The sequence below is a fragment of the Nonomuraea sp. B208 genome (assembly GCF_057536035.1).
Window position 1 is genome coordinate 220928 of sequence record NZ_BAAJOU010000023.1, and the last position, 15850, is coordinate 236777.

The window sequence follows — 15850 nt, forward strand, 5'->3', positions numbered from 1 at the left end:
GCCGCTGATTCTCAGAGCCAGCCGGCGTCCTCGGCGACGCGGATCGCGTCGATCTTGTTGCGGGCGCCGGTCTTGGTGATCGCGGCCGTCAGGTAGTTGCGCACGGTGCCGGACGACAGGTGCAGGCGGGCGGCGATGTCCTCGGCGGACGCGCCCCGCGCCGCCTCCCTGAGCACGGTGGCCTCGCGCGGGGTGAGCGGGCTCTCGCCGTACTCCATCGCGGCCGAGACCAGCTCGGCGTCCAGCACCCGCAGGCCCGCGGCGGTCCGGCGGACGGCGTCGGCCAGCCGATCGCCGGGGGCGTCCTTGACGAGGAACGCCTCGATCCCGGCGGCCAGCGCGCGCCGCATCTGGCCGGGCCGGCCGAGCGCGGTGAGGATGAGGATCCGGCAGGACGGCAGGCGTTCGCGCAGCTCGGCGGCGGCGGTGATGCCGTCGAGCACGGGCAGGTCGATGTCCACGACGGCGACGTCCGGGCGGACCCGCAGCGCGGTGGGCACGATCTCGTCGCCGCGCGTCACCTCGGCCGCGACCTCGATGTCAGGCTCCAGGCTCAGCAGGGCGGTGAGGGCGGACCTGATCATGTGCATGTCCTCGGCCAGCAGGATCCTGATCACGCGGGCACCTCCATGGCCAGCAGGAAGCCGCCGTCGCCGGTCGGGGCGGCGGCGCAGGAGCCGCCCGCCTGGGCGGCGCGCTCGGCCAGGCCGGTGAGGCCGCCGCCGGCCGGTCCGGGTTCGGCCGGTCCAGGTTCGGGCGGGACGCCGTCGTTGGCGATCTCCAGCCGAGCCCTGCCGTCGCCGGTCGAGGTGGTGATCGTGCAGACGGTGGCCCGGCTGTGCCGCAGGACGTTGGTGACCGCCTCGCGCACGCCCCAGGCCAGCGCCTCCTCGGAGGGGCGCGGCAGCGTCACGGCGGCCAGGTGCGCCTGGCAGCTCACGCCGGACGACTCCAGCAGCGCCGCCGCCCGGTCCACCTCGCCGGCGAGCGACATGGCCCGGTAGCCGCGGGCGACCCGGCGTACGTCCTGGGCGGCCTCCCTGGCGACCCGTACGAGGTCGCCCATCTCGGTGCGGGCCGAGCCGGGGTCGCGGTCCAGCAGGCGGGTGGCGAGGTCGCCCTTGAGCGCGATCGCGGTGAGGCTGCGCCCGAGGCCGTCGTGCAGGTCGCGGGAGATGCGCAGCCGCTCCTTGAGCACGGCGGCGTCGGCCAGCTCCTCCCGCGCCCGCGCCAGCTCCTCCGCGGTCCGGGCGAGGCGGACCAGCGCGTACGTCATCGCCCCCGTCGTCGGCACGCTCACCACGTAGAAGGCGGTGACGACGGCGAAGTCGAGGCCGCCCCACAGGATGAACCCCTCGTACGCCATCGCCGCCCCCACCAGCGCGCACCCCCACCCGAGCGGCAGGAACACCAGCAGCGTCCCCGCCAGCATCGGCGTGGCGACGGCCGAGGCGCCGCCCGGCAGCAGGAAGTCCGGCAGGTACGTGGCCACCGCCTGCAGCACGACCAGCAGCGGGAAGCGGGCGGAGCGCTCGCCGCGCAGCGCCGCCCGCATGTTGAGGTGGTGGGTGCCGACGACGGCGAGCATGATGAGGGCGGACACCACGCCGAAGCCCGCTCCCCACCGGAAGTACATCAGCGCGATGACGGTGTAGGCGACGGACACGGCCGTGATGAGCACGATCGCGAGCCGCCTGGCGGGAACGGAGGGCGCCGGGGTGGAGAGCACAGCCGATTATGTCCTTTTTGTGGTGGTGTCAGGACCGTCGGGGTTCCCAGCGGAACCACAGCCGCAGCGCCACGAGCCCTGCCGCCGCCCATCCCGCCAGCACCAGCACCGCCCGGAGCGGCTCGCCGGTGCGCACGGCGTCCACGACGACCGAGGTCGGCAGCAGGTCCAGCGCGGGCCGCAGCCACGACGGCAGCGGGATCGGCCCCATCGCGCCCGCCGACACGCCGGCGACGAGGAAGACCGGCATCGTGTACGCCGCCGCGAGCTCCGTCCGCGGCACCGCCGCCGTGTACGCCGCCCCGAGCAGCGCCATCACGGCCGAACCCGCCGCCACGACCAGCGCGACCACCAGGGCGTTCGGCGGCGGCGCGACCCCGGCGGCCAGGAACACGGCCACCGCGCACCCCACGATCACCAGGAACGTCTGGGTGGCGTTGGAGCTGATCTGCCCGGCCAGGATCTGCCCGTCGGTCAGCTCGGTCGCCCGCAGCCGCTTGAGCACGAGCTGGTCGCGGCGGCCGGTCAGCGCGACCGTGATGTTCATGAACGCGGTGATCGACAGCACGATCGCCAGCGTGGCGGGGAACAGCTCGGCCGCGGCGGCCGGGCCCTCGGGCCGTACGTGCCGCATGAGCAGCGGCATCCCGATCGACAGCCCCACGGGCGTCACCACGGACGCGAACAGCATGGCCTTGTCCCGCCAGAACAGGCGGGCGCCGAGCCGGTAGGTGGCGGCGAAGCTCATCGGGCGCCTCCCGCGAGCGCGGCGTCGCCGCCGAGGTCGAGGAAGAGGTCCTCCAGCGTGGCCTGGCGCACCTCCAGGCCCGCCAGCCGCAGCCCCCGCCCGGCGGCCCAGGTCAGCAGCGTCTGCGCGGCCAGGTCGGGATCGTCGGCGCGGCACACCGCCCGCCCGTCCTCGACCACGGCGGGCAGCGGCAGCTCGCCGGGGTCCACGTGCGCGGGCATCGCGAACGACACCCGCCCGGCCCGCCCGGCCAGCGTCTCGGCCATGCCGCCCGCGGCCACGACGCGGCCCTCGTCCATGATCGCCATGCTGCCCGCGAGGCGCTGCGCCTCCTCCAGGTAGTGGGTGGTCAGCAGGATCGTGACGCCCTCCGCGGCCAGGCCGCGGACGACGTCCCAGGTGGCCGCCCGCGCCTCCGGGTCCATGCCGGTGGTCGGCTCGTCGAGGAACAGCACCCGGGGCCGGCCCAGCAGGGCCAGCGCCAGGTCCAGCCGGCGCCGCTCGCCGCCGGAGAGCTGCCGCACGCGTACGTCCGCGCGCCCGGACAGCCCGGCCAGCTCCAGGACCTCGGCGCGCGGGCGGGGCGCGGCAACGAAGCCCCGCCAGGTGTCCACGGTCGCGGCCACGGTCAGGTCGGGGAAGAACCCGGCCTCCTGGAGCATGATCCCCGTGCTGCGGCGCAGGGCCGCGCGGTCGGTGTGCGGGTCGAGGCCGAGCACCCGCACCTCGCCCGCGTCGGCCCGCTGGAACCCGGCCAGCACCTCGACCGTCGTCGTCTTGCCCGCGCCGTTCCTGCCGAGCAGCGCGAAGATCTCCCCCTCCGCCACCTCGAACGAGATTCCGCGCACCGCCTCGAACCCCTGATGGCTCTTCCTGAGCCCGCTCACCTGGATCGTCGTCATGGCTCCGACTATCGCCCGGCGGGCATTCAGGACGGCAGTGAGGAATTCACGACTTGCGTGACAACTTCAGCAGCGCGTCCGTGACGGCCTCGGGCTCGACGAGCTGGTGCAGGTGCAGACCGGGCAGTTGGGTCACCGGCCAGCCGCGCCGGCCGGCCTCCTCGGCCACCCCGTCGTACGGCGGCCCGAACCACAGACAGGAGCACCTGACCGCGTCCCACCCGGCGGGCACCGGCACGGACTGCGTGTAGTAGTCGAGCGGCAGCCTCGGCTGCTCGGCCGTCACCCGCACCCGCACGGCGGGGTCGGGCAGCATGGCCACGACGTCCTCCTCGTCCCACCAGTCGGTCCAGCGCGGCAGCACGCCGTCGGGGCCGGCCAGGCCGCGCAGGAACGGCAGGAACTCCTCCTCCGCGATCCGTACGAGGCCGGCGGGCGGCGGGATGTGGGCGTCGGCGAACACGCAGGCCACCACGCGCTCGCCCAGCCCCTCCTTGATCGCCGGCAGGAAGAAGCCGGCGTTGCTGTGCACCACGAGCACGAGCGGCCCGCCGGGCCCGGCGTCCCTGACCACGGCGTCTCTTACGGCGGCCACGACGCGCGGCCAGTAGGGCGGGCCGCCCGCCGAGATGCCGGTCAGGTCGGGAACCACGACGGCGTGGCCGCGCCGCTCCAGCGACTCCGCCACCGGCGCCCAGGTCGAGGGGCCGACCGAGGGGCTGTGCACAAGTACGAAGGTCGTCTCCACGCCCCCACACTCTCAGACGATCAGGGTGTGCCGGGCCGCCGCGCGGCCCGTGCCGTCGAAGGCCGCCCAGGCCAGGGCCAGGTTGTTCACCGCTCGCGAAAGCTCGTCCGGGGGCAGCAGGAAGTGCAGCCGCATGCGGTCGGCGTGCCCCCCGAGCGGGTCGAACGAGCGGCCGGGCGGCACCGCCACCCCGTGCCTGAGCGCCACCTGGGCGAAGGCGTCCACCTCGCCGCGCGGGACGCGGACCCAGATCGTCTGGCCGCCCCCGGCCGGCTCGAACGTCCACGACGGCAGCCGCGCGCGCAGCTCGGCGCACAGGTGGTCGTGGCGGGCGGCCAGGGCGCGCACCCGCGGGGCGCGTACCTCGTCCAGGCGGCGCAGCAGCGCGGCGGCGGCGAGCTGGCTGACCACCTCGCCCCCGAGGTCGTGCACCGCCCGCAGCCGCGACAGCCGCGACACCAGCGGGGCGGCGGCCCGGATCCAGCCGACCCGCAGCCCGCCCCAGACCAGCTTGCTCATCGAGCCGACGGTGATCACCTGCTCGCCCCGCCCGAACGCGGCGAGCGGCGGCGGCGCCGGTCCCGAGAAGCACAGCTCCGCGCAGACCTCGTCGTCGACCAGCGGCACGTCGTGCTCGGCGGCCAGCGCGGCGAGCCGCCGCCGCTCGGGAACCGGCATGATCGCGCCGTCCGGGTTGCGGGCGGTCGGGACGAAGTAGGCGAGGGCGGGCCGCTCCCGCAGCGCCGCGCCCAGCCCCTCCTGCGTCACCGGCCGGACCACGGCCGCCGCGTGCCGGAACGCCTCCAGCGCCCCCGGGTACGTCGGCGACTCGGTCAGCACGGTGTCGCCGGGCGCCACGAGGAGGCCGGCGAGCAGCGTGAGCGCCTGCTGGGCCCCCGTCGTGACCATGATCTCCCCGGGCTCGGTGGGCAGCCCGCGCCCGGTGTAGTACGCGGCCAGCGCGGCCCGGAGCGCCGGGTGGCCCGCCGGCCGGTAGCCGAGGTCGCGCAGGCCGGACAGGGAGCGGGCGGCCTCCTCGTACGCCTCGCGCAGCGCCTCCGGCGGGTCGTCGGGCGCGGCGCAGGTGAGCAGCGCGACCCCGTCCGGCGGATGCAGCAGGTGCAGCAGCAGCGGGTTGGCGGGCACACCGTCCACGGTCCTGCTGGCCGGCAGGTCGAGCGCGGCCACCCGGGTGCCGCTGCCCCGGCGGCGCGTCACCCGGCCCTCCTGCTGGAGCAGGTCGTACGCGGCGACCACGGTGCCCCGGCCCACCGCCAGCCGCCGGGCCAGCACCCGGTCGGGCGGCAGCGGATCTCCCGGCGGCAGCACGCCGTCGTCGATCAGCGCCCGGAGGCGGGCGGCGAGCAGCAGATAGAGCGGGCCGCGCCCGGACGCCCAGCGGCCCAGCAGATCGACGAGGTCGTCCAGATTGGCCCCCTTCATGAGCCAATTCTGCCGGATTGGCTCTCAACCGAGGCCGCCGCGCGGGAGATGCTGGTCGCATGACCGATTACCGCCCAGAGACCAGAACCGTGCACATCCCCCAGGCGCCGGTGGACGGCAGCCGCCCGATGACCGTGCCGATCTACCAGACCTCCGGGTTCTCCTTCTCCGACCCGGCCGTCATGGCCGAGGCGATGGGGAACCCGTCCGGGCCGTTCGTCTACTCGCGCTACACCAACCCCACCGTCCGCTCGCTGGAACTGGCCGTCTCCGGTCTTGAGGGCGGCGCGGGCGCGATCGCCACCGGCTCCGGCATGGGCGCGATCAACACCGTCCTGCTCGGCCTGCTCAGGCCCGGCGACCACCTCATCGCCCAGCAGGCGCTGTACGGCGGCACCTCGGCGATGCTGGCCGAGCTCGCGGGCAGGTTCGGGATCGAGGTCACGTACGTGCCGGAGAACGACCCCGCCGCCCTGCGCGCCGCCCGGCGGCCGGAGACGAAGGTCGTCTACCTGGAGACGATCAGCAACCCGACGGCGCTGATCGCCGACCTGCCCGGCATGTGCGCGGCGGCCCGCGAGCTCGGGCTGCTGTCCGTGGTCGACAACACCTTCGCCACGCCGATGCTGTGCCGGCCGATCGAGCACGGGGCCGACGTCGTCGTGCACTCCACCACGAAGTACCTGTCCGGGCACACGGACGTGATCGGCGGCCTGGCCGTCTTCGCCCAGGCGGAGCTGTACGAGCGGGTCTGGCGCTTCGCGATCGAGCTGGGGGCGGCGGCCGACCCGTTCGCGGCCTGGCTGGTGGTGCGCGGGCTGCAGACGCTCGCCCTGCGGATGGAGCGGCACTGCGCCAACGCCGAGTACCTGGCCACGCGGCTCGCCGCGCATCCGGCCGTGTCGGCGGTGCACTGGCCGGGGCTGGCCTCGCATCCGTCGTACGAGCTGGGGCGCAAGCTGCTGCCCGGGTTCGGCGGGGTGTTCTCGTTCGAGCTGGCGGGCGGGCGCGCGGCGGGGGAGAGGTTCATGAAGGCGGTGCGGCTGGCGATGCTCGCCCCCTCGCTCGGCGGGGTCGAGACGCTGGTCATGCACCCCGCGACCACCTCGCACCGCTCGCTGACCGCCGAGGAGCTGGCGGCGAACGGCATCGGCGAGGGCACCGTGCGGATCGCGGTCGGCATCGAGCATCCCGAGGACCTCTGGGCCGACGTGTCGCAGGCGCTCGCGTAGCCTGCGAGGCGTACAGTCCGCGCTGACACCGGGGAGAATGTCATGATCGCCGATGGGACCGCCGTCACCCGTGAGGACGTCGCCGCCGCCGCCCGGCGGATCGCCGGGTTCGTGCTGCGCACGCCCGTGCTGGAGGTCTCGCCGGGGTTGTTCGTGAAGCTGGAGCTGCTGCAGCACTCCGGGTCGTTCAAGGTGCGCGGGGCGTTCAACCGGATCCTGTCGGCGGGCCCGCTGCCGGACAGCGGCGTGATCGCGGCCAGCGGCGGCAACCACGGGCTCGCGGTGGCGTACGCGGCGCGGACGCTCGGCGTGCGGGCCGAGATCTTCGTGCCCGAGGTGACCAGCCCCGTCAAGGTGGCGGGGCTGGCGGCGCTGGGCGCGCACGTCACCCAGACCGGGGCGATCTACGCCGAGGCGGCGGAGGCGGCGGCCAAGCGCGCCGCCGAGACGGGCGCGCTCTCCGTCCACGCCTACGACCAGCCCGAGGTGATCGCCGGGCAGGGCACGACCGGGCTGGAGATCATGGAGCAGACCGGCGGCGTGGACAGCGTGCTGGTGGCCGTCGGCGGGGGCGGCTTCGCGGCCGGCATCACCCTCGGCACCGGCGACGCCGGCGGTGCGGGGCCGCGGATCGTGGCCGTCGAGCCCGAGCTGATCCCCACGCTGAACGCGGCGCTGGCGGCGGGCGAGCCGGTGCCGGTCGGGGTGAGCGGGGTGGGCGCGGACGCCCTCGGCGCCAGCAGGATCGGCGGGCTGGCCTTCGGCGTCCTGTCCGGGCCGCGCGTGCGGAGCGTGCTGGTGCCGGACGAGGCGATCGTGGCGGCGCGGCGCACCCTGTGGGAGCGGCACCGGGTGGTGGCCGAGCACGCGGGGGCGGCGGCGTACGCGGCGCTGCTGTCGGGGGCGTACCGGCCGGAGGAGGGGGAGCGGGTGGCGGTCGTCGTGTGCGGCTCCAACACCGACCCGGCCGGCCTCTGACCTGCTTCGGGGCGCGCCGCCCCGCCGTGGGGCGGCGCGCCCGCGAGGTCAGCTGTAGGTGTGCTCCGGGGCGGGGAACGCGCCGGAGGTGACGTCGGCGGCGAAGGCGCGGGCCGCGCGGTCCAGGTCGCCGGCGAGGTCGGCGTAGCGCTTGACGAACTTCGCCGGCCGCGGCGTCAGCCCCATCAGGTCCTGCCACACCAGCACCTGCGCGTCCGTGTGCGCCCCCGCCCCGATCCCGATCGTCGGGATCGCGAGCGACGTCGTCACCCGGTGCGCCAGCTCGGCCGGCACGCACTCCAGCACGACGGAGAACGCCCCGGCCCGCTCCAGGTCCTTGGCGTCGGCCATGAGCTCGTCGCCCGACTGGCCCCGCCCCTGCACGCGGTAGCCGCCGAGGACGTTGACCGACTGCGGGGTCAGCCCGAGGTGCGCCATCACCGGCACCCCGGCCGAGACCAGCGCCTCGACCTGCGGCAGGATGCGCCGACCGCCCTCCAGCTTGACCGCGTGCGCGCCCGCCTCCTTCATGAAGCGGGCGGCCGACTCCAGGGCCTGCGCCGGCGACGCCTGGTAGGACCCGAACGGCAGGTCGGCGACGACCAGCGCCCGCGACGAGCCGCGTACGACGGCCGCGGTGAGCGGCAGCAGGTCGTCGACCGTGACCGGCAGCGTGGAGTCGTAGCCGTAGACGACCATGGCGGCCGAGTCGCCCACGAGCAGCACGGGGATGCCGGCCGCGTCGAACACCCGCGCCGTCATGGCGTCGTAGGCGGTGACCATGGGCCACCGCTCTCCGCGCTCCTTGGCGGCGGCGAGGTCGCGGACGGTGACGCGGCGGCCGGCGGCGCCGCCGTACAGCGTCGTGGGGGTGGGGGTGGTGGAAGAGGACATGGATCAACCCTCCTGAGCCGTCTCGAGGCGCCCCAGTGGCGTCCCCGGACCTCTTCCGATGATGGCACGCGAGGTCAAGGGGGCAAAAAGCCGCGAGGGCAGCGCCGCGCGGAAAACCCAGTGGCGAAAGTGTCGGTGCCTGTTGCCACAATCTATGCGGAGGTAACGAACACCATGGCTCTCGACCCTTACCGACGGCTGCTCAAAATCCCGGGCGTCCCCACCCTGCTGCTGGTGGGGCTGCTCGCCCGGGTGCCGGCCACGGCCACGGGCATGGCGCTGACCCTGCACGTGGCCGAGGTGCTGCACCTCGGCTACGCCAAGGCCGGGCTGGTCACGATGGCGAGCACGATCGGCATGGCCATCGGCTCGCCGCTGTCGGGAAGGCTCGTCGACCGGCACGGGCTGCGTCCCGTGCTCGCCGTCACCACCGCGGTGCAGGCGGCGTTCTGGTCCTGCGCGTGGGCGCTGCCGTTCCCCGCGCTCGCCGCCGCGGCGGCGCTGGCGGGGCTGCTGGCGCTGCCGGTGTTCAGCGTGACCCGGCAGTGCCTGGCCGCCATGGTGCCCGCGCCGCAGCGGCGCACCGGGTTCACGCTCGACTCGATGCTGGTCGAGCTGTCCTACATGACCGGTCCCGCGCTGGCCGTGGCGGGCCTGACCGCGTTGGGCAGCCCCGTGACGATGACGGTCATCGGGGTCGGCATGACGCTCGCGGGCCTCGGCCTGCTCACGCTCAACCCGCCCACCCGCTCGGCGGCCGAGAAGGAGCACGAGGCGCTGGGCGGCAAGGTGGCGCGGCGCGAGTGGCTGACGCCCGCGTTCGGCGGGCTGATGGCCACGGTGGCGGCGGCCACGTTCGTGCTCACCGCGACCGAGCTGTCCATGGTCGCGACCATGACCGACGCGGGCGACACCGAGTGGGTGGGCCTCGCCGTCGGCATCTGGTGCGTCTATTCGCTGGTCGGCGGCTTCGTGTACGGCGGGCTGTCGCGCGGCTTCTCGCCGTTCGCGCTGATCGCGGGCATGGGCCTGCTGACGGTGCCCGTCGGGCTGGCGGGCGGCGACTGGCGCTGGCTGATCCTGGCGCTGCTGCCGGCCGGGCTGCTGTGCGCGCCGGCGCTGTCGTCCACGGTCGACGTCGTCAGCGGCCGGGTGCCGGCGGCGGCCAGGGGCGAGGCGATGGGTCTCCACGGCACCGCGCTGCTCATCGGCGGCGCGGCCTCCGCGCCGATCGCGGGGGCGGTCATCGACGGCGTGGGATCGTCGTGGGCGTTCACGGTGGCGGGGCTGGCCAGCGTGGCCATCGTGCTGGCCGCGCTGCCGCTGTGGCGCCGCCGGCCCCCCGCGTCGCCGGACGCGGCGGACGCCGTCCCGGCGCCGCCGGAGGAGACGGCCGCTGCTCCGGCGGTCGCGGAGGCCACGGAGGTCCCGGGGGTTCCTGCGGCCCCGGCGACTCCGGCTCCGGCTGCGGTCGCTGCGGCGGCTCCGGAGGTGCCGGCTCCTTGAGTTGATCGCGCGGCGCCGGGCCACGGGGGCACCGGTGCCGCGCGTTCGTACGTGACGCGCCGGTGACGAGAGCGGGCCGGCCGTTCACACGGAATTTACGAAACGGGACCGTTGCGTATCGGAATGTCTTGCGATACGTTGGCGTAGCGAAACTCAATCGTATCGAAATTAAGGACGTTCCATGGACCCGAACTCGGGCCACCCACGCCGATGGGCCATCCTCGGCGTGCTGGTGTTCAGCCTCTTGGCGGTCGTGCTCGACAACACGATCCTCAATGTGGCGATGAAGACCATCGCCGATCCCGCCGCCGGCTTGGGCGCGACGCAGAGCGAGCTGGAATGGGCGATCAATTCCTACACCCTGGTGTTCGCCGGGTTGTTGTTCACCTTCGGCGTGATCGGTGACCGCACGGGCCGCAAGCGCATGCTGGTCGTCGGCATGGTGCTGTTCGGCCTGGCCTCGCTGGCCAGCGCCTACGCCCAGGACCCGATGCAGCTCATCCTGGCCAGGGCGGCGATGGGCATCGGCGGCGCGGCGATCATGCCGGCCACCCTGGCGATCATCTCCAACGTCTTCCCGCCCGCCGAGCGCGGCCGCGCCATCGGCGTGTGGGCGGGCGGCGTGGGCCTCGCCGTGGCGATCGGCCCCATCACCGGCGGCCTGCTGATCCAGCACTTCTGGTGGGGCTCGGTCTTCCTCGTCAACGTGCCGATCGTCGTCATCGGGATGATCCTCATCGCCACGATCGTCCCCGAGTCGAAGGACCCGAAGCCGTCCAAGCTCGACCCGGTCGGCGTGATCCTGTCCATCATCGGCCTGGTCTCCCTCGTCTACGGCATCATCCGCGGCGGCTACCTCGGCACCGTGGCCAGCGCCGAGGTGCTGGTGCCCACCCTCGCCGGGGTGGCGGTGCTGGGCGTGTTCGTCTGGTGGGAGCGGCGCATCGACCACCCGGTCTTCGACGTGCGCAGCTTCGCCGACCCCAAGTTCGGCTCGGCCATCGGCATGATGGGCATCGTGTTCTTCGCGATGATGGGCGGGATGTTCTTCCTGACCTTCTACCTGCAGATCGTGCTGGGTTACTCGGCGCTGCAGGCGGGGGCGCTGATGATCCCGTTCGCGGCCGCGCAGCTCATCTTCGCGCCGCTCAGCCAGCGGGTGAACGAGCGCGTCGGCGCCAAGCTGGCCGCCACGGTCAGCATGATCGTGATAGCGCTGGTGCTGACCAGCTACGCCTTCATGACCGAGAACACCCCGATCCTGCTCATCGAGGTCGTCTTCTTCGTCCAGGGCGCCGCGATGGCCAACATCATGCCGCCCGCCACGACCGCGATCATGGAAGCGCTGCCCCGGGAGAAGGCCGGCGTCGGCTCGGCCATGAGCAACACCGTCCGCCAGGTGGCCGGCGCGCTCGGCGTGGCCGTGCTCGGCTCGGTGTTGTCGTCGACCTATCGTGGGCAGATGGAGCCGGTGCTCGCCGGTCTGCCGACCGGCGTCCAGCACGCCGCCGGTGAGTCCATCATGGCCACCATGGGCGTGGCCGAGGCGCTCGGTGAGCGCGGCCAGGCGCTGGTCAAGCCGGCGTTCGCGGCGTTCATCGACGGCATGCACGTCACGGCGCTCGTCTCGGCCGCGATCGCGCTGCTCGGCGTCGTCGTGGTGGCGCGGTGGATGCCGGGCAAGCCGAAGCCGGTCCAGCAGGTGGAGCAGAAGGAACCAGCGGTAGTGTGAGGCCGCGATGACCACCCAGGGAACAGGGACCGCCCGTCCGGCCGGGCGCCCGCGCAGCGAGAAGGCCGAAAAAGCGATCATCGAGGCGACCCTCGACCTGATCGCCGAGGGCATGGGCGTCTCCGAGCTGTCCATCGAGGCGATCGCGTCGAGGGCGGGCGTCGGCAAGACCACGATCTACCGGCGCTGGTCCAACAAGGAGGACCTGGTCGTCGACGCCCTGGCCACCCTCAAGGCGCCGCTGCCGCCGCTCGCCGGCGTCTCCGTGCGCGAGGACCTCATCACCCTGCTCGACGCCATGCGCGCCGACTCCGGCAACCGGCGCGGCCGGTGCGTGATGAACATCGCGATGAGCGAGGCCGACCGGCACCCGCGGCTGACGGAGCGCTTCGTCGAGCGCGCCGTCGAGCCGCGGCGCCGCGCCCTCAGGGAGGTGCTCGAACGCGGCGTCGCCACGGGCGAGCTGCGTCCCGACCTCGACGTCACCCTGGCCATGGCCATCCTGTCCGGCACCATGATGTGGCAGTCGAAGTGGGGCCCCGGCGACCTGCCGGAGGACCTCGCCGAGCGGGTCGTCGACATGGTCCTCGCCGGCATGGCCCCACCGGCCGCGTGAGAGCGCCCCGGCCTGACTGTGCCCGCGCGGTGTGACAGCGGCGTCCCGGGGCTCTGGCCGGCCGTGCCCATCGCGTACGAGCGTCGCGGCGATCCCGCCTCACCGGGCCGGTGTGTCCCGGCGGGGCGGGTGGGTCACGACGAGGTGCGGCGGCGGAAGAGCAGGGCCGCGGCGGGCAGGCTGAGTGCCACCAGGCCCGCCAGCCAGGCCGCCGCCGCCACCCCCGACGACCCCATCGGCACCTCGTCCAGGAGCAGCGAGCGCAGGGTCGCGACGGCCGGCGTCAGCGGCTGGTTGGCGGCGAAGTCGCGCAGCACGCCCGGCATGGTCTCCGCGGGGACGACCCCGTCCGACACGTACGGCAGGAACAGCACCACGAAGCTGAACGCCCCCGCCGCCTGAGTCGAGCGCACCAGCAGGCCCCAGACGGCCGCCAGCGACGACATCGCCAGCACGTACCCCGCCAGCAGGGCCGCCACCAGCAGCCACTCCGTGAGCGTGGCGTGCGGCCGGAACCCGAGGAGCACCGCCGCCGCCAGGGCCAGGCCGCAGGCCACCACGTTGCGGAGCACCGAGGCGAGCACGTGCCCCGCGGGCACCAGCCAGCCGCCGATCGGCAGCGTGCGGAAACGGTCCATCATGCCGCCGGTCATGTCCTCGGCGATGGTGATGGCGGTCGTGGCGGCGCCGTACCCGCCGGACATGAGCAGCACCGCGGGGACCACGAAGTCGATGTACGCCAGGCCGCTGGAGCCGGTGCTGATCGCGCCGCCGAAGACGTACACGAAGACGACCATGATGATCACGGGCAGGGCGACGTTCACGATCAGGCCGTCGAGGACGCGCAACTCGCGGCGCAGGTCGCGGACGACCAGGCGGTAGAGATCGCCCGCCGCGGCCGCTCTGGGCGGGTGGACGGCGCTCATGCCGCGGCCTCCGTCAGCTCGAAGAAGACGTCGTCGAGGGTGGGGCTGCGCAGCTCCACCCGCTCGACCTCGACGGCGGCGCGGTGGAGGGCGTCCAGCGCGCGCCGCAGGTCGCCGGGACCGTGCACAGCCAGCGTGATCTCCGACCGCCCGGCTTGCTGCCCGGCCCGCTGATCGTCCTGCTGCCCGGCTCTCCGGCCGTCCTGCCGGCGGGCCTGCTGCTCGTGCCACTGTGCGATTTGCTGGTCGTGCGGCTGTGCGTTCTGCCGGCTGTCCTGCTGCTCGTGCCCCTGCGCGGCCTGCCGGCCATCCTGGGGCGCGGTCGTCTGCCGTGCTCCTGCCGGTCGGGCGGCGGGTGTGATGGCGGCGGGGGTGAGGGCGGCGAGGGCCGCGCGGGCCCGTGGTACGTCCTCGGGGCCGGCCAGGCTCAGCACCAGCCGCTCGGTCCCCACCTGGCGCTTCAGCTCGGCGGGGGAACCGTCGGCCACCAGCCGCCCGCCGTGGATCACCGCGACCCGGTCGGCGAGCTGGTCGGCCTCCTCCAGGTACTGCGTGGTCAGCAGGATCGTCGTCCCCGAGGCGAGCAACTCGCGGATCACCGCCCACAGCTCGGCGCGGCTGCGCGGGTCGAGCCCGGTCGTGGGCTCGTCGAGGAACAGGATCCGCGGCTCGGCCACCATCCCGGCCGCGAGGTCCAGCCGCCGTCGCATGCCGCCCGAGTACGTCTCCACCCGCCGATCCGCGGCCCCGGTCAGGTCGAAGCGCTCCAGCAGTTCGCCGGCCCGCCGCCGCGCCGTACGGCGTCCCAGGTGGTGCAGCCCGGCGAACAGCTCCAGGTTCTCCCGGCCGGTCAGCAGGTCGTCCACCGTGGCCTGCTGAGCCGTCAGGCCGATCACGCGGCGCACGGCCCGGCCCTCGCGCATCACGTCGTGGCCGCCGACGGTCGCGGTGCCGCCGTCGGGGGCGAGCAGCGTGGTCAGGATGCGGACGGTGGTCGTCTTGCCCGAGCCGTTGGGGCCGAGCAGGGCCAGCAGCGTGCCCGCCGGCACGGTCAGGTCGATCCCGTTGAGGACCTGGGTCTCCCCGAACGACTTCGTCAGCCCACGGGCGTGAATCGCTTCTGTTAATGGCCTACTGTGTATGGCGTTCATAGTTTCACGATAATGCAGAATCCTAGGAGCGAGTCAAGGAGGGGTGAACATGGGGGAGGAGCGGCGGTTGCCGCCGGTCGTCGCGCGCATGTGGGGGCGCGAGCCGGTGACCCGGCGTGGGCCGCGGCCCCGCCTGGACCTGGCGACGATCACCGCCGCCGCCGTCGAGCTCGCGGACGCGGAAGGGCTCGCGGGGGTGTCGATGGCGAGCGTCGCCTCGCGGGTGGGCGTGGCGGCGACGGCGCTGTATCGGTACGTCGGCAGCAAGGAGGAGCTGCTCACCGCCATGGCCGACGGCGCCGCTCCGCTGCCGCCGGAGCCGGAGGGGCGGCACTGGCGGGCGTACCTGGAGGTGTGGACCCGGGCCCAGCGCGACATCCTGCTCGACCACCCGTGGCTGCTGTCGGTGGCCCGCCTCGCCCCGCCGCTCGGCCCACGCCGGCTGCTGTGGCTGGACCGCGCCCTGGCCGCGCTCGGCGGCACCGGCCTCCACGACGGCGAGAAGGTGAACGTGGCCACCGCCCTCACCGGGTACGCGCTCACCGAGGCGGCGCTCGTCCACGGCATGGCCGGCGGAGACCCGCAGCTTGAGGAGGCCGGAGTCGCGGGCGCGGCCGACTACGGCGAGATGCTGGCCGAGGTGCTCGACCCGGACGCCTACCCGGCCCTGGCGGCCGCGGCGCGTTCGGGCGCGATGAGCGGCGGCGAGGGCTGGGTGGACGACGCCGACTTCGTCTTCGGGCTGAACCTGCTGCTGGACGGCGTCGAAACCCTCATCCGCCGCCGCGCCGGCACCGCCTCCTAGACCGCGCCGCCACTCTCTGAGCCCCCTCGGTCCAGAGCCGGAAGACGGAGACGGGCTCTCAACCGCGCTGGAGGGTCGTGGTGAGGAGGGTGTCGAGTGCTTGCTGGGACGTCTGCAGGCGTTCGATGGCGTCGGCGATGCGTCGGCGTTCCCGCCGCAGGTGGCTGAGCATGCCGGGGCAGGCCGCGGCCACCATTCGGCCGCGCTCGTCGTCGTGTACGCAGCTCAGCAGCCGGGCGATGACCGCCGTGGGCAGTCCGGCGGCGAGCAGGGCCCGGATGTGCCGGACCGCGGCGACGTGCCCCTCGTCGTACTCCCGGTAGCCGTTGGGCAGCCGCACCGGCCGCAGCAGGCCCTGCTCCTCGTAGTAGCGGAGCAGCCGTCTGCTCACCCCGGTCGCGCGGGCGAGCTCGCCGATCCTCATGATCTCCCTTGACGTT

General features: G+C 74.1%; 16 protein-coding genes. 6 read left to right on the forward strand and 10 right to left on the reverse strand.

What is annotated here, in order from left to right:
- Positions 1-11: 11 nt before the first annotated feature.
- From AC27IY_RS24895 to AC27IY_RS24920, 6 genes are read right to left on the reverse strand one after another with little or no spacing between them, the layout of a single operon-like run.
- On the reverse strand, positions 12-617 hold the full coding sequence (locus tag AC27IY_RS24895) for a response regulator transcription factor (protein ID WP_364445846.1): 606 nt from the start codon (positions 615-617) through the stop codon (positions 12-14).
- On the reverse strand, positions 614-1729 hold the full coding sequence (locus AC27IY_RS24900; RefSeq protein ID WP_487179319.1) for a sensor histidine kinase: 1116 nt from the start codon (positions 1727-1729) through the stop codon (positions 614-616). Before AC27IY_RS24900 ends, AC27IY_RS24895 begins: the two co-directional genes overlap by 4 nt.
- A 28-nt stretch (positions 1730-1757) precedes the next feature.
- Positions 1758-2477 carry an ABC transporter permease gene (locus tag AC27IY_RS24905; RefSeq protein ID WP_487179320.1) on the reverse strand — a complete coding sequence of 240 codons (720 nt, stop codon included), beginning with the start codon at positions 2475-2477 and terminating at the stop codon, positions 1758-1760.
- Positions 2474-3379: an ABC transporter ATP-binding protein gene (locus AC27IY_RS24910; protein ID WP_487179321.1), complete on the reverse strand. Its 906-nt coding sequence runs from the start codon at positions 3377-3379 to the stop codon at positions 2474-2476. The genes AC27IY_RS24905 and AC27IY_RS24910 overlap by 4 nt, the downstream gene beginning before the upstream one ends.
- Positions 3380-3425: 46 nt before the next feature.
- Positions 3426-4127, reverse strand: coding sequence for an alpha/beta hydrolase (locus AC27IY_RS24915; protein WP_487179322.1), 702 nt, complete (start codon positions 4125-4127; stop codon positions 3426-3428).
- Between the two features lie 12 nt (positions 4128-4139).
- The gene (locus AC27IY_RS24920) at positions 4140-5570 is read right to left on the reverse strand and encodes an aminotransferase-like domain-containing protein (protein WP_487179323.1); all 1431 of its coding nucleotides are present in this window, start codon (positions 5568-5570) and stop codon (positions 4140-4142) included.
- Positions 5571-5629: 59 nt separating this feature from the next.
- On the opposite strand from AC27IY_RS24920, the gene AC27IY_RS24925 reads away from it, so the two are divergent.
- Together AC27IY_RS24925 and AC27IY_RS24930 are read left to right on the forward strand one after the other, a co-directional pair.
- A complete protein-coding gene (locus tag AC27IY_RS24925; RefSeq protein WP_487179324.1) occupies positions 5630-6802 on the forward strand; it encodes a trans-sulfuration enzyme family protein in 1173 nt (390 codons plus the stop codon).
- 42 nt (positions 6803-6844) lie between these two features.
- Complete coding sequence (locus AC27IY_RS24930; protein ID WP_364445832.1) at positions 6845-7780, forward strand: serine/threonine dehydratase; 936 nt, start codon at positions 6845-6847, stop codon at positions 7778-7780.
- Positions 7781-7828: 48 nt separating this feature from the next.
- Here the strand turns inward: AC27IY_RS24930 and panB are convergent, their stop codons facing one another.
- Positions 7829-8674 (reverse strand): 3-methyl-2-oxobutanoate hydroxymethyltransferase, encoded by an 846-nt coding sequence (gene panB, locus AC27IY_RS24935; protein WP_423452860.1) that lies wholly within the window; start codon positions 8672-8674, stop codon positions 7829-7831.
- Positions 8675-8848: 174 nt separating this feature from the next.
- Between panB and AC27IY_RS24940 the strand changes: the two genes are divergently transcribed.
- The 3 genes from AC27IY_RS24940 to AC27IY_RS24950 all read left to right on the forward strand — a co-directional run bounded on the left by AC27IY_RS24940 (position 8849) and on the right by AC27IY_RS24950 (position 12528).
- Positions 8849-10180 carry an MFS transporter gene (locus AC27IY_RS24940; protein ID WP_487179325.1) on the forward strand — a complete coding sequence of 444 codons (1332 nt, stop codon included), beginning with the start codon at positions 8849-8851 and terminating at the stop codon, positions 10178-10180.
- Positions 10181-10361: 181 nt separating this feature from the next.
- The gene (locus AC27IY_RS24945; RefSeq protein WP_487179326.1) at positions 10362-11912 is read left to right on the forward strand and encodes an MFS transporter; all 1551 of its coding nucleotides are present in this window, start codon (positions 10362-10364) and stop codon (positions 11910-11912) included.
- 7 nt (positions 11913-11919) lie between these two features.
- Positions 11920-12528: a TetR/AcrR family transcriptional regulator gene (locus AC27IY_RS24950; RefSeq protein ID WP_423452857.1), complete on the forward strand. Its 609-nt coding sequence runs from the start codon at positions 11920-11922 to the stop codon at positions 12526-12528.
- A 134-nt stretch (positions 12529-12662) separates the two neighbouring features.
- On the opposite strand, the gene AC27IY_RS24955 is transcribed toward AC27IY_RS24950, so the two are convergent.
- Both AC27IY_RS24955 and AC27IY_RS24960 read right to left on the reverse strand, forming a co-directional pair.
- Positions 12663-13454 carry an ABC transporter permease gene (locus AC27IY_RS24955; protein WP_487179327.1) on the reverse strand — a complete coding sequence of 264 codons (792 nt, stop codon included), beginning with the start codon at positions 13452-13454 and terminating at the stop codon, positions 12663-12665.
- Positions 13451-14605 carry an ABC transporter ATP-binding protein gene (locus AC27IY_RS24960; protein ID WP_487179328.1) on the reverse strand — a complete coding sequence of 385 codons (1155 nt, stop codon included), beginning with the start codon at positions 14603-14605 and terminating at the stop codon, positions 13451-13453. The genes AC27IY_RS24955 and AC27IY_RS24960 overlap by 4 nt, the downstream gene beginning before the upstream one ends.
- A 49-nt stretch (positions 14606-14654) precedes the next feature.
- Here AC27IY_RS24960 and AC27IY_RS24965 point away from each other — a divergent pair, with 49 nt between their 5' ends.
- Positions 14655-15410, forward strand: a complete 756-nt coding sequence (locus tag AC27IY_RS24965) for a TetR/AcrR family transcriptional regulator (RefSeq protein WP_487179329.1) — start codon at positions 14655-14657, stop codon at positions 15408-15410.
- 58 nt (positions 15411-15468) lie between these two features.
- Here the strand turns inward: AC27IY_RS24965 and AC27IY_RS24970 are convergent, their stop codons facing one another.
- Positions 15469-15834, reverse strand: coding sequence for a MerR family transcriptional regulator (locus tag AC27IY_RS24970; RefSeq protein ID WP_423452854.1), 366 nt, complete (start codon positions 15832-15834; stop codon positions 15469-15471).
- Between the last annotated feature and the right edge of the window lie 16 nt (positions 15835-15850).

Bases quoted from the DNA above. Each gene is read 5' to 3' on its own strand.
- AC27IY_RS24905 (WP_487179320.1), bottom strand. From the start codon at position 2,477: ATGAGCTTCGCCGCCACCTACCGGCTCGGCGCCCGCCTGTTCTGGCGG.
- AC27IY_RS24910 (WP_487179321.1), bottom strand. From the start codon at position 3,379: ATGACGACGATCCAGGTGAGCGGGCTCAGGAAGAGCCATCAGGGGTTC.
- AC27IY_RS24920 (WP_487179323.1), bottom strand. From the start codon at position 5,570: ATGAAGGGGGCCAATCTGGACGACCTCGTCGATCTGCTGGGCCGCTGG.
- AC27IY_RS24925 (WP_487179324.1), top strand. From the start codon at position 5,630: ATGACCGATTACCGCCCAGAGACCAGAACCGTGCACATCCCCCAGGCG.
- AC27IY_RS24930 (WP_364445832.1), top strand. From the start codon at position 6,845: ATGATCGCCGATGGGACCGCCGTCACCCGTGAGGACGTCGCCGCCGCC.
- panB (WP_423452860.1), bottom strand. From the start codon at position 8,674: ATGTCCTCTTCCACCACCCCCACCCCCACGACGCTGTACGGCGGCGCC.
- AC27IY_RS24940 (WP_487179325.1), top strand. From the start codon at position 8,849: ATGGCTCTCGACCCTTACCGACGGCTGCTCAAAATCCCGGGCGTCCCC.
- AC27IY_RS24945 (WP_487179326.1), top strand. From the start codon at position 10,362: ATGGACCCGAACTCGGGCCACCCACGCCGATGGGCCATCCTCGGCGTG.
- AC27IY_RS24950 (WP_423452857.1), top strand. From the start codon at position 11,920: ATGACCACCCAGGGAACAGGGACCGCCCGTCCGGCCGGGCGCCCGCGC.
- AC27IY_RS24955 (WP_487179327.1), bottom strand. From the start codon at position 13,454: ATGAGCGCCGTCCACCCGCCCAGAGCGGCCGCGGCGGGCGATCTCTAC.
- AC27IY_RS24960 (WP_487179328.1), bottom strand. From the start codon at position 14,605: ATGAACGCCATACACAGTAGGCCATTAACAGAAGCGATTCACGCCCGT.
- AC27IY_RS24965 (WP_487179329.1), top strand. From the start codon at position 14,655: ATGGGGGAGGAGCGGCGGTTGCCGCCGGTCGTCGCGCGCATGTGGGGG.
- AC27IY_RS24970 (WP_423452854.1), bottom strand. From the start codon at position 15,834: ATGAGGATCGGCGAGCTCGCCCGCGCGACCGGGGTGAGCAGACGGCTG.